Annotated in this window: 15 protein-coding genes; 1 reads left to right on the top strand and 14 read right to left on the bottom strand. The window is 53.0% G+C overall.

Annotated features, from left to right (window positions below; translation table 11 throughout):
* Window positions 1-54 precede the first annotated feature (54 nt).
* From JQN73_RS12785 to JQN73_RS12745, 9 genes are all read right to left on the bottom strand, one after another.
* Entirely contained in the window at window positions 55-459 is a 405-nt protein-coding gene (locus JQN73_RS12785) for a Zn-ribbon domain-containing OB-fold protein (protein ID WP_205319238.1), read from the bottom strand.
* Between the two features lie 3 nt (window positions 460-462).
* Window positions 463-1,620 carry a thiolase family protein gene (locus tag JQN73_RS12780; protein ID WP_205319231.1) on the bottom strand — a complete coding sequence of 386 codons (1,158 nt, stop codon included), beginning with the start codon at window positions 1,618-1,620 and terminating at the stop codon, window positions 463-465.
* A 56-nt stretch (window positions 1,621-1,676) separates the two neighbouring features.
* On the bottom strand, window positions 1,677-3,011 hold the full coding sequence (locus JQN73_RS12775) for an NAD(P)/FAD-dependent oxidoreductase (protein WP_205319228.1): 1,335 nt from the start codon (window positions 3,009-3,011) through the stop codon (window positions 1,677-1,679).
* On the bottom strand, window positions 3,011-3,469 hold the full coding sequence (locus JQN73_RS12770) for a Zn-ribbon domain-containing OB-fold protein (RefSeq protein WP_205319226.1): 459 nt from the start codon (window positions 3,467-3,469) through the stop codon (window positions 3,011-3,013). The genes JQN73_RS12775 and JQN73_RS12770 overlap by 1 nt, the downstream gene beginning before the upstream one ends.
* Before the next feature lie 93 nt (window positions 3,470-3,562).
* On the bottom strand, window positions 3,563-4,756 hold the full coding sequence (locus JQN73_RS12765) for a thiolase family protein (protein WP_205319218.1): 1,194 nt from the start codon (window positions 4,754-4,756) through the stop codon (window positions 3,563-3,565).
* A complete protein-coding gene (locus tag JQN73_RS12760) occupies window positions 4,753-5,904 on the bottom strand; it encodes a hypothetical protein (protein ID WP_205319216.1) in 1,152 nt (383 codons plus the stop codon). Before JQN73_RS12760 ends, JQN73_RS12765 begins: the two co-directional genes overlap by 4 nt.
* A gap of 27 nt (window positions 5,905-5,931) precedes the next feature.
* Window positions 5,932-7,599, bottom strand: coding sequence for a class I adenylate-forming enzyme family protein (locus JQN73_RS12755; RefSeq protein WP_205319214.1), 1,668 nt, complete (start codon window positions 7,597-7,599; stop codon window positions 5,932-5,934).
* Window positions 7,557-8,540: a tripartite tricarboxylate transporter substrate binding protein gene (locus JQN73_RS12750; protein ID WP_205319212.1), complete on the bottom strand. Its 984-nt coding sequence runs from the start codon at window positions 8,538-8,540 to the stop codon at window positions 7,557-7,559. The genes JQN73_RS12755 and JQN73_RS12750 overlap by 43 nt, the downstream gene beginning before the upstream one ends.
* A 581-nt stretch (window positions 8,541-9,121) precedes the next feature.
* Window positions 9,122-9,316 (bottom strand): hypothetical protein, encoded by a 195-nt coding sequence (locus JQN73_RS12745; RefSeq protein ID WP_205319210.1) that lies wholly within the window; start codon window positions 9,314-9,316, stop codon window positions 9,122-9,124.
* Between JQN73_RS12745 and JQN73_RS12740 the strand changes: the two genes are divergently transcribed.
* Window positions 9,315-9,521: a CzcE family metal-binding protein gene (locus JQN73_RS12740; protein ID WP_205319208.1), complete on the top strand. Its 207-nt coding sequence runs from the start codon at window positions 9,315-9,317 to the stop codon at window positions 9,519-9,521. The two genes, JQN73_RS12745 and JQN73_RS12740, sit on opposite strands and share 2 nt — an antisense overlap.
* A 101-nt stretch (window positions 9,522-9,622) precedes the next feature.
* On the opposite strand, the gene JQN73_RS12735 is transcribed toward JQN73_RS12740, so the two are convergent.
* The 5 genes from JQN73_RS12735 to JQN73_RS12715 all read right to left on the bottom strand — a co-directional run bounded on the left by JQN73_RS12735 (window position 9,623) and on the right by JQN73_RS12715 (window position 14,461).
* Window positions 9,623-10,339, bottom strand: coding sequence for an ABC transporter ATP-binding protein (locus JQN73_RS12735; RefSeq protein WP_205319201.1), 717 nt, complete (start codon window positions 10,337-10,339; stop codon window positions 9,623-9,625).
* A complete protein-coding gene (locus tag JQN73_RS12730; protein WP_205319199.1) occupies window positions 10,336-11,109 on the bottom strand; it encodes an ABC transporter ATP-binding protein in 774 nt (257 codons plus the stop codon). The genes JQN73_RS12735 and JQN73_RS12730 overlap by 4 nt, the downstream gene beginning before the upstream one ends.
* Window positions 11,110-11,170: 61 nt before the next feature.
* Window positions 11,171-12,166, bottom strand: a complete 996-nt coding sequence (locus JQN73_RS12725) for a branched-chain amino acid ABC transporter permease (protein WP_240162252.1) — start codon at window positions 12,164-12,166, stop codon at window positions 11,171-11,173.
* A complete protein-coding gene (locus JQN73_RS12720) occupies window positions 12,163-13,068 on the bottom strand; it encodes a branched-chain amino acid ABC transporter permease (RefSeq protein WP_240162251.1) in 906 nt (301 codons plus the stop codon). Before JQN73_RS12720 ends, JQN73_RS12725 begins: the two co-directional genes overlap by 4 nt.
* 130 nt (window positions 13,069-13,198) lie before the next feature.
* Window positions 13,199-14,461, bottom strand: coding sequence for an ABC transporter substrate-binding protein (locus JQN73_RS12715; RefSeq protein ID WP_205319197.1), 1,263 nt, complete (start codon window positions 14,459-14,461; stop codon window positions 13,199-13,201).
* Window positions 14,462-14,491: the final 30 nt, after the last annotated feature.

The following is a 14,491-nucleotide window of genomic DNA, read 5'->3' as shown; positions in this document are numbered from 1 at the left end:
AAAGAGTGCGAATCAATCCACCTGCCATTTTAAGAAACCATTTCTCACAGGAATTTAATCCTGACCTGATTCAAAGATCAGATCAGCCGTATCGTCGCGGGGTATAAAACGGCCCTGCACTAATTGCCCGATGAAAGGAGTGCCAACACTTTTCCACTGTCCAAGTGCGCGAACGCCCGCATCCAGGTCGACCGTCACTAATGTGTATGGCAGTTCTCCGGCGAAACCGGGGTGAAAAGCATGGTGCGCCACCGTCCAGCTATGCACGCGGCCTGCACCGGTGGCAGGTTTCCATTCCACGGCGTCTGAATAACAGGCATCGCACAACAAACGCGGGTAATGGCGGGCTTTTCCGCACGCGGCGCAATGCTGGATGACCAGGCGACCTTCTGCAGCAGCCTCCCAATACGATCGCGACAACGGAGTAGCTTGGGGAATTGGCTTGGTTGGAAGTGTCATTTTTTATCCTCTGCGCAGAATGGCTAACGCGCCATCGCCCATATCACCATAGCCGGACACCAGGCCGACTTCAGCATTCTCAACTTGTGCCCGTCCACCTTGACCACGCAATTGCCGCACCAACTCAACGATATGGTTCAGGCCCCAGACATGTGCCTGCGATAACAAGCCGCCATGGGTATTGGTCGGCAATGCGCCACCCAGTTGTAAACGACCGTTTTCCACGAACGGACCACCCTCGCCTTTTGCGCAGAAACCGATGTCTTCTAACTGGCGAATGACAGCATACGTAAAGCAGTCATAGATTTGGGTCAGGTCAATATCGTCGTGGGTGACGCCAGCCATCTGAAAAGCACGTGGCGCGGCTTTCGCAATCCCTAGACTGGTCATATCCGGACGCTGCGTGATTGATCCCGGTGAATCGGGATGACCGGCGGCCACGCCTGAAATGTACACACGCGGTTGGCGTAAATCACCGGCGCGCTCAGATGCGCTTACGATAATAGCGGCACCGCCGTCGCTCTCCAGACTGCAATCCAGCAATCGAAACGGATCGGCGATCATGCGCGAATTGCGATGATCCTCCAACGTGATCGGTTTTTTCATCAACGCATTGTCATTGAGCAATGCGTGCTTACGGCAAGCCACTGCGACCTCCCCGAACTGCTCAACCGTTGTGCCGTACAACGCCATGTGGCGCCGCGCCATCGGTGCGTATAGCTGCGCCGGTGCGATCGCGCCGATCGGGTATTCAAATTCGGTCACAAAATGGAACTGCGGCATCTGATGGATGCGTGCTCCGGCCTTGTTGGACGCAGCGCTGACGTTGCGTCCAAAGGTAATCAATACGTGATTGCATACGCCAGCGGCGACCGCAGCAGCGGCGCATTGCAACGCCATCACCGGACTGGCACCACCGTGGGGAATAATCGCCGAAAAACGCATATCCGGAATCCCAAAGTTTTCTATGAAATCGTCGGCGGTGCCACTGACAATGCCGACCGGAATGATCCCATCAATATCCTTTGGGGTCAGACCGGCGTCAGCGATAGCTTTCAGCGATGCCTCGATCTGAAGTTCAAACGCAGTTTTAGAAGAACCGCGCATGTAAACCGTTTCGCCAACACCGGTTACACAGGACTTGTCACGCAAGGACATCATGATCTCGATTCAAAGTAAAAAGAATGGGTGCAAACAGAACACGGCGAGGTTATAGGTTATGCTTCCTGCACGCGCTGTGCGGCACGTTGGCGATAGCCCTGACTACGCTTGCGCTCTGTTGCGAGTTGCTTGCGATAGAATGTTGGATCAAGCTCGAGTGCGTAGCGCGGGCTGGCGGGATAATGGCGTTGCAGAAATGCTTGCTCTTGCCCTATCGCGTGGCGCATTCCTGCCTGGTCCGGTAAATCGACATCGCCGCACACCAACTCGGCTAGCCATTCAGCCTGATCGTCCATCATGCGAATGTTGCCGCCACCGGCGACGTTAAACAATCCAACGAAATATAAACCGGGCTGCGTTGGCGAAACGACGCGCAGGAAGAGGTCCGGCTTGTGCTCTTCTGCCTCACCTGGATTTTTGCTCAGGAAAGGTAAACCAACCGAATAACCTGTGGCCGCAATAATCGTGTCGAATGATTCCACGCTGCCGTCCACAAAGCGCACTTCATTTCCTGTTACCGACTCAATCCCAGGTTTCGCCGTGATGCGGTTCCAGACAAAATGCCCCATCAGGCTTGGGTGACTAGTCGGATGGGTACGCGTTTTAGGCGCAACAAAACCCCATTGTTTCATGCTGCCGTGCACAATGCGAGTGAGTATTTCACGCATGGTGCGGCGCATCGGCCAAGGCATCCAGCGCTTTTCGATCTTGCCCAGCACCCGTGAAGTCGGCACGCCAAACAGCATGCGCGGCATTACGAGCACTGGTGAGCGTGCAGAAATTGTGGTCGATTTGGTGACCACACAAATATCGGAGGCTATGTCGACGGCACTGTTACCCATACCGACCACCAGAACGCGTTTGTCGCGGAATGGTTCGGGAACCTGATAACTGTTTGAGTGCAGGTACTCGCCGCCAAAGTCATCACGCCATCCGGCATGCTTGGGTACGCCTTGATGTCCGCTGGCAATCACGACGGCGGTGAACCGCTCAACACTGTCGTCATTCAGACGCACCTGCCAGCCGCCATTTTCGGCTTTGACATTGACCACTTTAGAACGAAACCGGATATGTGGCACCACGCCGAATTTTTCAGCATAGGCTTGCAGATAGCGACTGACGCCGAAGTGATCCGGGTACAGCGGGCCATCTTGCGGAAAAGGGAAATCTTTATAGGCGGTGATGCTGACTTCAGAGTTTAAATGTAGCGATCGGTACGCCGGTGAGAGGCCGTTATCATTCTGATAGACCCACAGGCCACCAATGAATGAACCGAGTTCATAGACAACGACTTCGACCCCGCGCGCCAACAAGTGCTTGGCGGCGCAGAGCCCAGCCGCACCGGCACCAATCACCGCAACCCGCTGTGCGGTTCTGGATGCCGTTTGCATCAGTTTGCTTCCAGCTCGAACCAGAAATCGAGTACATCACCAGTGCGAACTTCTGCAAACTTCGTGACAACCCGTGTTTTTAATGCCATTTGTTTCGCTGCTTTGGCCGGATCTGCCAGGTCGATACCTTTGAAGAAACCACCAATTGCGGTATCAGCGCCATCCAGCAATACATAACCGAAAGCATACGGAGGATCCGGCAAGCCTTGAAATGGCTCATAGACCATTGTGAACGTCTCGATACAGCCGCCTGGACCGACTTCAACCCACTCAGTGGTTGGCTCCAGAGTCTGGTCAGAAAAAGCCCGTGGTGGCACCAACACACGGCCAGTTTCGCCGCAACGACGACCATAAATCTTGGCGTGGTCACGAATCTGGACGTAGAACCAGCTTGCTGTCTCTCCCAGTGCGTGATTGTAGGTAATGTTCCAGGCCTCGCGGCGTTTCAGCAGTTCCATTTTTTTTCCTTCAGAAAATTGATTGATTTTTGGTGACCTCAAAAAAACTGAAAACCGTGTTTTTTTAAAGTTCACCTTTTCATACTTTCGATGTTATGCCTCGATGACCATTGTTCCAAAGAACTGATGATCACCACCGTTGCCACTGGCGACGCCGACGCGTGCGCCTTTTACCTGATGCGTTCCTGCTTTGCCCCACACTTGCAGCGCTACTTCTGCTACGCGAATCATCGCCGTCACTGCAATCGCATTAGTGCACAATGTTCCGCCCGATGGATTGACAGGAATTTCGCCACCGATGGTGTAACGTCCTTCTTTCAATTGCGCCACCGAGGTACCGATTTTGGCCAGACCGGCTGCTTCGATTGAGTGAAATTCGGTGTTGCTGAACGGTGCATACAATTCGGCGACGTGAATCTGCTTTTGCGGGTCGGTGATACCGGCCATTTTATAGGTGCGCTCAAACGAACGACTTAGTGCAAAAGCGTCGGCATGATCAGCCAGGAAGTCATTACCCATACGGTCACCGATGTAATAACTCTCGGAGCAATGGCCCAGACCAGTGATCCACACAGCATCCAGATTGCGGTCTTTAATGTACTTTTCTGAAGCCAGAATCATCGCACCACCACCGCTCGACTGTGGGCAGCAATCCATCAACTTGATAGGCCAGCTGATCATGCGTGAGGCCATTACTTCTTCGACAGTGGTCGTCTTACGCAAATGCGCATTCGCATTCAACGAAGCGTGGTAACGGTTCTTAACCACGACGGCTGCCATATCTTCTTGCGACATGCCATACTTTTCCGCGTAGCGAACTGCAGACATGGCCAGCATGGTGATCGTACCCAACGGCAATGGACGCTCGTAGATTGGATCCCAGATTTTGTTGAGTACAGTTTGTGAATCACCGCATTCGCCCACCTTGTCCGCACCAGCTGTCATGACGACGTCACTAGCACCAGAAGCGATGTGGTAATACGCTGCGGCCACGCTGGAAATACCAGTCGCACCACCGGTGTTGATACGCAGGAAACGCTTGTTGCGCCCACCGACAGCATCAACGCCAAGACGTTCTGCATTACCAATACCGACCATTGCATCCGGCGACAGCGAATAGACAATCGCATCGATATCGTCGAATTCCAGCTGACTGCCAGCCATCGCCAGCACCACGGCTTCGCGGACCAGATCGGGATAACTGGCGTCGTCACGTTTCGGCTTGAATGCGGATTGACCGATGCCGATAATACCTACACGTGGTTGATTCGTACGTGATTGACTCATTGGGTTCCTCCCAGTTTGCTTCCGAATACGACAACGGTCTGATACATCATGGCGGGACCGCTCGCGGCGTGCGCCAATGCAGTATCGACCTTGGCTGCCTGATGTTTACCGGCCGTTCCCATGACTTGATTAGCGGCTTCGGCGATACGCACCAGTCCGCCACAAAATACAGGATTGATTGAAGCCACGCCGCCTGACAGGTTAAGCGTCGGATGCACGTGTTCTTTGCTGACCACGTCAGCCCATTGCGCTGGCTCAGCAATTCCCAGTGCCTGATAAGCAATCAATTCCTGGAATGGCGTCGCCGCGCTGATTTCAGCAACGTCGATTTCGCTAATGGTCGCAACGCCGGCATCAGCGAACGCTTGACGCGCTGCTTCTTGCAGAGCCGTTGCCGCGGTCAAATCACGGTCGCCCAGGAATGCTGCTTCAGTCGCCCAGCCCATGCCGCGAATCCAGGCTGGGTTAGTGATGCCAGCTTTTGTGACGAATTCTTCGGAAGCCAATACGAGTGCTACTGCACCCATAGTCGGCGCACGCAGCATCGCTTCACGTACTGGCCAACGCACTGCTTTCGATGCATCAATCTCTGCTGGTGTCTCGATGGGGCCAGTGGCTTCAGGATACGCTAGCGATCCACGGCGACGATTCTGTTGCACCAGTTGTGCCGCTAAGGTTTGTGCCTGCGGTTGTGCAGCGATCAACGCATTTGCCTGCAGCGCGAACGAAGACAAATCGTCGAGCGGAAGTTTACGATGGAAATAGGGATCAGCCGCCAGGCGCTCGACTTCAGACAGTGACGATGCTTCGGTCACGCCCCAGGAGACGATTAACTGTGTCTCGAAATGCGCGGATGCAATACGCAAAACGCCCATCACGAAAGCATGTTCACCAGCCGATGGCGTGGAAAGAATATCGCGGTCCACACCGCCAACAGAGCCGGATGCGGCCATGATGGAAATGGCACGACCGTCAACCTGGTCATTTGAACCGACAATAATACCGTCGATATCTTCGATAGGAATACCGGCGCTCTTCAGCGCCGCCTGTGCAACTTCGTACAGGATTTCCTCAAGGGATTGGCGATCCGTATGAATCGGGACCATGATGGCTGACCCGATAACGGCCGTAGGTCGGTTAAGTGGCATAAATACCTCAGGAGTGAAGCGCGACGACTATGCTGCCGAAGCGCGTTTTTGGGACGCGATGGCAGCAAGTGCCAAAGCGCGTTCGAGAGCCAATTGCTTAAGTTCGCGTCGCTGCAGTTTGCCGGTCGCGGTCAGCGGCAGACTGGTGCAGGGCTCGATATGGTCGGGTACCTTGTATTTCGACGATTCCGCTGCGCAATGTCGCAGCAACGCGGCAGCGTCAAACTCCTCCGAAGAGATGGGTACCACAAATGCGAATATGAGTTCACCGCGGATGACATCCGGCACGCCGACTACGGCGACATCCTGAACCGATGGGTGATGTCGTAGTACAGCTTCCACTTCGGCTGGCGATACGTTAATGCCAGCACGTTTGATCATCTCGCCGACCCGGCCCACGAATACAAAATCGCCATCGACATTAAACTTGCCCATGTCGCCGGTGCGGTAATAACCGTCTGCGGTGAAAGCTGTAGCGTTCTGCTGCGCACTGAAACCGCTGTAACCGAGTGTGGTATAGCCACGCACTTCGGCTAACCCCGGCATGCCGGGCAATACCTCTTCACCGGTGTCTTCGTCGATAAAGCGTATCTGCTGTCCTGGCAGTGGCGGCCCCTGACTATGCGCACGACGCAACACTGGCCAGTGATGCCAGGTCACCGCGCAATTACCGCAGGTTTCCGTTGCACCATAGATATTACATAAAGCGTCGGCTCCCAACGTCTCGACCGCAATCAGAAATTCTTCAGCGCTACCAATGGTGACACCGGTGCGCAGGCTGGCCAGACGTTCTTTACGATAGTCACGGTGATACGCCAGCGCCGACGTCATCGCTGGCAGGGTATAGATGGCGGTGCAGCGTTCGGTCTCGATAATCTGCATCGCGCTCGCGGCATCGAATTTCTCCATCAAGACCAGCGTTGCGCCGTGACCAAACGTCGCTGGCAACGCGTTTGCGCCACCGAAAGCCCAGAATAAAGGTGATGACAACAAGACCCGATCAGCATCCGTAAAGCCTTGCCGCTCACCAATGTTAAAACCGTTTTCGAGCACCGCAAACTGGCGTAAAGGTACAGCCTTCGGTGCGCTGGTTGAACCTGATGTGTAGAGCACTAATGCATCATCATCGGCACAAGGGCCGGCATCCGCCGCCAGAACACCAAGTGCGCTGGCGGATTCGAAGATCGCATTATAGGAAGGAAAACTGCTGCTACCGATAACGTTATCAAGCAACCAGATGCACGCAGGATCCGGTACACCAGGCATGCCTTGCAGTGCGACAAAATCTGATTCGAAATCACGGTCGCCGAAGCGTGCCGTTGACACCAATAACGCCAGATTTGAGTCTTGTAGCAAGAACGCCAGTTCATTCCGCGTTGACCAGGTGCTCAGTGGTACCAGAATGGCGCCCAGAGCGCCCGCCCCCAGCAATACATCAATCCATTCAACCCGATTGCTCAGCAAGACCCCGACGCGATCACCGCGCTGAATGCCGTTGGCTCGCAAGGCGCTGGCGACGCGCGAGGCGCGCTCTGCCAGATCGCCATAACTGAAGCGCCCTTGCGCGCAAACCAAAGCACTTGCTTCCGGTTTGCGTTGAGCCTGCTGACGGACCAGTTCAATAAAGGTCCGGCTGGAAAGTCGCGTCATCATCAATCCAGTTTCGCGCCGGAAAGTTGGACAACTTCTTTCCATTTCACCCGCTCTTTTTGCGCAAATGTGGCAGCATCCTGCGGTGACGACCAAATTGCACGCGCGCCCGTATCAAGAAAACGTTGCTTCACGGCCGGGTCATTCGCAATTTCTTTCAATGCCACCGATAGCTTGGCGACGATGGGTGCCGGCGTGCCTTTAGGCAGGACAAAAGTGCCCCAGGAGGTGACGATGAAATCAGGGATACCCGCTTGCGCCATAGTTGGGACCTGCGGCAAGGTCGGGAAGCGCTCTGCCGAGGTGACTGCCAGCGCTCTGACTTTGCCGGCCCGGATCAACCCCATGTAACTGGCGATATTATCGATTGCAAAATTGGTGTCACCTGCCAGCAACGCTGGCATGGATTGCGATGCGCCACGGAACGGAATGTGTTGCGCCTGAATGCCGGTGCGGGCCCGGAATAATTCTCCCGCCAGGTGAGGTGTGGTACCGATACCGGCGGAACCGTAAGAAACGCCGTTCGGCTGCTTACGCGCCCACACCAGGAATTCCTGCACCGTTTTTGCCGGATGTTCTGCCGCAACGACAAACACGTTACAGTTTTCCCAGATCATCGATACATACTCGAAATCGCGGGCTGGATCGTAGCTCATTTTGGAGAACAAGAACTCATTGATCGAAAGCGTGCCAACCGTCGCCGAGGCAATCGTGTAGCCATCCGGTTTGGCACTGCGCACCACTTCCATACCAATGTTGCCGCCAGCGCCAGTGCGGTTATCAACAATAAAGCTTTGCCCTAGTTTGGCTTGTAGTTTCGCTGCCAACAAACGGGTCAGGACGTCGGACGCACCGCCGACACTGAACGGCACAATGATACGTACAGTCGCTTCGGGCCAACTACCTGTTTGTGCTGAAGCTGCTTTGAATATCATAGCAGCGCTACCAGCAATAGCCGCTTGAATCACCGTACGTCTTGAAACCATTATTGTCTCCCGTTGTGGTCATTGCCATCTACCGTGGCTGTCCGACCAGGTCTTGCATGAATCGATTGAACTGATGTTACATTATTCTTTGGAATTTTAAAATACTTATTAGAATTTTTTTCGTACTAGCCAGTACGAACAGCATTTTTTACGACAGTCAAATCAAAGAAAAAACAGCATCAGGAGAGAGCTTTGGAATGGAAGTCTCAAAGCCGCCGATGATTGCCTTGCAACACGCATTCCGCCGGACCGGAAAAGACACTGCTATTAATGCATTTTTCTGCCGTTCGGGTGACACTCGGACCGGCTGGCATTAGCCCATTTCGAGGCAATCATCCACCACCAGAAAGTAAATTGCGTCAGAATTAAAATGTGAGAGCGTTTTGATAAAGATCAGTTTTTGCTGCCATAAAATCTTATACAATTAACATCATTCTCCGCATCGGATCTCGCGCATCGGAGCACCGAATGAGATCTACCTATCCGGCGAAGTGTTGCATCCATCGAAAGCATTAATTCGGCCCGATGGAAGGAGATTTTCTTAGCGTGAAGCTGCTTCAAATCCATGGTGTCACCTTCTCTCAATCTAAGGAGTGCGCGATGAACAAGAAATCAATTTTACGGCCGTCTTGCACCAGCCCGATGCCCTCGATAATGGCAGCGCTGGCCGTCCTGATCCTTGCTGGATGTGCCATATTTTCCACCCCTGCGATGGCTGCCCCATCCACGATGACGTCGTTGGGTAGCCCTGCCTCAGCCAGATCGGCGACTGTCATGATCCGTATAGATCCCTCTACATCGCATGTCAATGTGAACGACGGTACAACGGTCAATTTTGTTGTTGGAACCAATACCTTTGCGTGGCGCTTTGACGTGCCCCACAATGTGTTTCTTTTCAATTTAAATCGAATCGCGCCGCCTTATGTCCTGGACCATCAGGTAGAGGTTTATGTTGCACCTAGCATGCTGTCTATATTTTGAGAATCAAACGATATGGATGCCTGGCAACGTCTATGCCAGGTATCCATTTTTCACCAATGACAACGACGTTAATCAACGACGTGCGTCCACTTTATTTTGCGCTATACCGATAGATATCGTCGTTTGATATCGTCATTGTTGCGCAGGCCCTCAACCGAATCGGCATACACAATTTTGCCTTTATCAATGACGGCTACATGGGTAGCGACATTCAGGCAAAAATGCATGTTTTGCTCGGCCAGCAAAATCGTGGTGCCAGCCTTTCGCAACGCCTTGATCTGAACCGCAATTTGCTGCACGATCACCGGTGCCAGACCTTCGCTCGGCTCATCCAGCAAAAGCATCGTGGGATTACCCATCAGCGCACGCCCAATGACTAGCATTTGTTGCTCGCCGCCGGACAACTGGCCAGCTAATCGGGTTCGCAAAGGGACTAACAGCGGAAACGCGTCGTACACCCTTTGCAGGGTCCAGTCGCGCCGATTTTGTGCGCCGGCCTTCTCTGCGAGCGTCAGATTATCTTCCACCGAATGCTCAGGAAACACCTGTCGGTCTTCCGGCACGAATCCGAGTCCTGCTCGCGCAATCCGATACGACGGTATGCCGTTGATGTTTTTCCCGTGCAGATCCATCTTCGTTGCAGTACTAGGAATAATGCCTGCTATAGCTTTCATGGTGGTTGACTTACCCGCACCATTCCGCCCCAGCAAAGCCATACATTGACCCTCACCAACATTTAGGTCGATACCAAATAGCACCTGACTCGCACCATAAAATGCGGTCAGTCCGGCGACTGATAAACACCTCAACGCGGTCATGCTGCAACCTCTTCATCTTTAAAGCCGGTACCTAGATAAGCGTCGATTACCGCTTGATTGTTACGAATCTGGTCGGGCGTTCCTTGCGCCAGCAATGCCCCGTAATACAACACGCGGATGGTTTGTGCACGCGCAAAGACAATGTCCATATCGTGCTCAATGAAAATAATGGTGATTTTTTCTCGTTGCCACAAATAGTGCACCCGCTCCATCATCAGCAGGCGCTCTTCCGGTCCCATGCCTGCGGTCGGCTCATCGAGCAACAACAAGCGCGGTTCCAGCGCCAAAGCCAGCCCGATATCGAGTAATTTTTGGTCACCGTGCGGCAATTCCCGTGCCAGTGTATTCGCCTTTAATTCAAGGCCAAGCATCTCAATTAACTCTGCTGCGCGTTGTTTTACCGGCGATGGCAAACGCGGCACAGAGAATGACGTCAGGAAATTTCCCATCTGGCCACGATGCGCCATCACCGCCGCCTCCAGCGATTGTGCGACGGTCAAGCTAGGAAATATGCTGGATACCTGAAACGCGCGACCAATCCCACGCTGAACAATCGCCTTCGCGGAAAGGGCGGTAATGTCGTTACCGTCGAAATGAATACTCCCCGAATCGGCCTTTATCTTGCCACTGATGAGATTAAACAGCGTGGTCTTACCGGCACCATTGGGCCCAATGATTGCCGACAAGCTGCCACGTTCGAACTGCGCCGAAAAGTTATTGGTTGCGACGACGCCGCCAAACGCCTTTGTCACGTTGGTCATTTTTAGCATTGTATGCTCCAGAAAATGGCAGACTGTCTGGCGGCATCAGCACCGCCGAGCGTTAGCAGGCTCAAGGAAGTCTCGATTCGATTTGCTTTTTCGGCAGAGTACGATCAGCGCGGAATGCAATAAACCGCTCGACAATGATGTCCAGCAAGCCTTTCCGGAGCAATAACACGTAGAGCAAAATAATGGTACCTAATACCAGGCCATAGTATTTGGTATGGGCGGTGACGTAATGATTCAGCAGCGTCAGCATAGTGGCACCGACGAGTGGTCCGAGGAAAGTGTTCACACCGCCCAACATGATCATGAAAATCGCTTCGCCGGACATGGTCCAGTAGCCGAAATTTGGATACGCGGCACTCACGTATAAGCTCATCAGCGCACCGGCAACACTCGCAAAAGCGGCTGCGATAACAAATGCAGCAATCCTGTATCCACGCACGTTCATGCCCAAAAATTCGACTCGTGCGGCATTGTCGCGAACCATCCGAAGCGCGTAACCGAAAGGTGATTTGGTGATGTGCCATAACAAACCGAGCGACACAATCACAACGCCTGCGATGAAATAATAGAGATGATTTGCATTGGCCAGATCGATACCCAGAAATACAGGCTTCTTGAAGCCGCCGGTCAATCCCTGATCACCACCTGTGAATGTCTCCCAGCTCAAAATCGTGCTGTAAAACATCATCTGAATCGCCAGCGTTAGAAAAGTGAAATAAATCTCTTTGGTCTTGGTGCAAACCAGCCCTACCACCAGAGCAAGTAACGCACTGCTGAGTACCGCCAGCGCCAGCGCCGCTGGCACCGACCAGGTTCCGGTTTGCATCAGCAAGCCGAAGGCATACGCGCCCGATGCATAAAACATGGCATGGCCAAATGAGATCAGACCGGTATAGCCGATCAACAAGTTGACCGATATCGCAAATAATCCAAATATCGCCACATGAATGATCAGATCCAGCACCATCTGCGAGGCGATCAGACCGGGCATAGCTGCCAGAATAAGGAAGGCGATGATTGCCCATAACAAGGTCGAGCTAAGCAGGCGATTTTTCACCGTTGAACACCTTTTCCAAACAGGCCATCGGGGCGCAACAGCAACACCACGGCCATTAGCGCAAAGACACCGATTTCGGTGAACATCGGGAACCCTACGCTACCGAATGAGCGACACACGCCGATCAAAATCGCAGCAACCAGCGCGCCGCCGATGGAGCCCATACCCCCGATGACGGTGACAATAAACGATTCGATCAAGATCGAAAAACCCATGCCCGGTACTAGTGAGCGGACCGGTGCGGCCAATGCCCCGGCCAATCCGGCAAGTCCTGCACCGAGTGCGAACACACCGGCATATAACAATGCCGTATTGATACCCAATGCACCTGTCATTGAGGTGTTGGTCGCGGCCGCGCGGACCTTGCTGCCGAAGGAGGTTTTGACGATCAGCAGCCAGACCGCCAGCGCGACCAGAAAACTGATGGCAATCAGAAAAATGTAGAACAGTGGAATCGGCGCGCCAGCAATGATCAATGGTGCCGTCGCGAAAAATGGCGGCATCCCCATCGACTGAAATTCCGCACCGAACAACAGCTGCACCAGATCATCCAGCACTAGAATCCAGCCGTAACACATCAGCAGTTGCATGAGGAAATTGCTCTGGTAGAGACGTCGGAAAAAGAGACGCTCCAGAAATATGCCAAAGACTGCAATCCCGGCTGAAGCGACGATGACCGCTAGCAGATAGCTATCTGTAATTTTATAAATATAGTAGGCCAGATAGGCGCCCAACATATACAGCGAGCCATGCGTAAAATTGACGACCTTCAAGACGCCGAAAATCAAGGTCAAACCGGACGCTACCAAAAACAGCAGCATCCCGATAACAAAGGCATTCAGGCCTTGGGTCATCAGGCAAGAAGCCGACGATACGCAGGCTGACAACGCAGTAATATCCACTAAAACTTCTCCACCAACATCAGCTAGAACCAAAACATTTTCACAGGCGATTCTGGCAAGGCAAAAAAAAGTAGCCAGAATCGCGCGTCCAGTATTCAACAACTAGCAGGTAATTAACAAACAACTAAAATTAAGCCCAGCCGTTTTCTTTCTTCCACTTCAGCTCGAGATCAGTGATCACACCCCAATCGGCCATTTTTGCATTTTCGATGAAAGGTAATTTGTTGCTGATACGACCCCATCCGGTGGCATAGTCCACCAGTGTCTGGTCACTGGCGCGTAAGGTCAGCATGCCTTTGCTGCCGAACGGCGATTTGATTTGCATCCCGCGCAAGGCGTCAGACATTTTTTTCGAATCGACCGACTTGGTCTGGCGCATCGCCTCAAGCATAAAATCCATGCCGGACGCAGCTTGCCATGACCAATTGGTCGGCGAGTCCTTAAATTTTGCCGAGTAAGCATTCGCCCACGCTTTATTAGCCTGCGTGTTGGGGAAAGCGCTCAAATAGCGCGTACCGGAATGCACGCGCTTTGGCATCGCTTTCACTTTTGAAATAGTCGTGAAATCGGCGAGCGCTACAGCAAACACTTCTATTTCATTAAACAGACCATATAGATTTCCCTGGTCGATGAAAGAAACCAGATCGCCACCGATCAGACAGGTAAAAATCGCCTGTGGCTTTTCCTGCATAATTTTGGTAATGAACTCGGTGTAATCGGGCTGCGACATTTTCGGCCATGCTTCACCGACTACTTGCGCCGACGGGCTGAAGTGTTTCAGATAGCGCACAAAGAGCGCAGTTGTATCACGTCCATACGCATAATCGGGGCCGATAGTCATCCATTTGGTGAAATTATTTTGTTTCGCGACTTCCGCTGCATATTGCCCGGCCACTATCGCATCTTGCGCACCCTGGCGCGCCGTGCGGAACGCATTTGGAATTTTCATCTTCGGGTCGGCCGTTAGCGTCGAGATCTCCGGGCTGGCGTGGATACATAAGGTACCTGTGCCGCGCACCACTTCGTGAACCGCGAACGCGCCATTGGATGCGTCGCAATCGAGGATGAAATTGCATTTATCGCTGTTGATCAGATCTCGGGTCAGGCGGCTAGATTCTTCCGGTTTGCCTTTTGAATCGCGGATAAGCAACTCGACCATTTGACCGTTAAAACCACCGGCTGCATTAAACGCGTCTACCTCGAGTTGCGCGCCGTTGGTAGAGGAAATCCCCAGTTGCGCAATCCGTCCTGACATGATCGTTGGGATTCCGATCTTGATGGTTTGAGCGGTCTGAGCACGCAAAATTGAAGGAAATCCAAGGCTGGCACCGGCCACCCCCAACGAAGCAGCCGCGGTCAATACCTGACGTCGCTTGAGCGATATTTTTGTCATTTGTCCCCACCTATTATTCTATTTTTTTTA

Source organism: Glaciimonas sp. PAMC28666, from assembly GCF_016917355.1.
Lineage (GTDB): Bacteria > Pseudomonadota > Gammaproteobacteria > Burkholderiales > Burkholderiaceae_D > Glaciimonas.
This window is presented reverse-complemented; position numbering and strand designations above follow the sequence as displayed.

Bases quoted from the DNA above. Each gene is read 5' to 3' on its own strand.
- JQN73_RS12785 (WP_205319238.1), bottom strand. From the start codon at position 459: ATGACACTTCCAACCAAGCCAATTCCCCAAGCTACTCCGTTGTCGCGA.
- JQN73_RS12780 (WP_205319231.1), bottom strand. From the start codon at position 1,620: ATGATGTCCTTGCGTGACAAGTCCTGTGTAACCGGTGTTGGCGAAACG.
- JQN73_RS12775 (WP_205319228.1), bottom strand. From the start codon at position 3,011: ATGCAAACGGCATCCAGAACCGCACAGCGGGTTGCGGTGATTGGTGCC.
- JQN73_RS12770 (WP_205319226.1), bottom strand. From the start codon at position 3,469: ATGGAACTGCTGAAACGCCGCGAGGCCTGGAACATTACCTACAATCAC.
- JQN73_RS12765 (WP_205319218.1), bottom strand. From the start codon at position 4,756: ATGAGTCAATCACGTACGAATCAACCACGTGTAGGTATTATCGGCATC.
- JQN73_RS12760 (WP_205319216.1), bottom strand. From the start codon at position 5,904: ATGCCACTTAACCGACCTACGGCCGTTATCGGGTCAGCCATCATGGTC.
- JQN73_RS12755 (WP_205319214.1), bottom strand. From the start codon at position 7,599: ATGGAAAGAAGTTGTCCAACTTTCCGGCGCGAAACTGGATTGATGATG.
- JQN73_RS12750 (WP_205319212.1), bottom strand. From the start codon at position 8,540: ATGGTTTCAAGACGTACGGTGATTCAAGCGGCTATTGCTGGTAGCGCT.
- JQN73_RS12740 (WP_205319208.1), top strand. From the start codon at position 9,315: ATGATCCGTATAGATCCCTCTACATCGCATGTCAATGTGAACGACGGT.
- JQN73_RS12745 (WP_205319210.1), bottom strand. From the start codon at position 9,316: ATGACAGTCGCCGATCTGGCTGAGGCAGGGCTACCCAACGACGTCATC.
- JQN73_RS12735 (WP_205319201.1), bottom strand. From the start codon at position 10,339: ATGACCGCGTTGAGGTGTTTATCAGTCGCCGGACTGACCGCATTTTAT.
- JQN73_RS12730 (WP_205319199.1), bottom strand. From the start codon at position 11,109: ATGCTAAAAATGACCAACGTGACAAAGGCGTTTGGCGGCGTCGTCGCA.
- JQN73_RS12715 (WP_205319197.1), bottom strand. From the start codon at position 14,461: ATGACAAAAATATCGCTCAAGCGACGTCAGGTATTGACCGCGGCTGCT.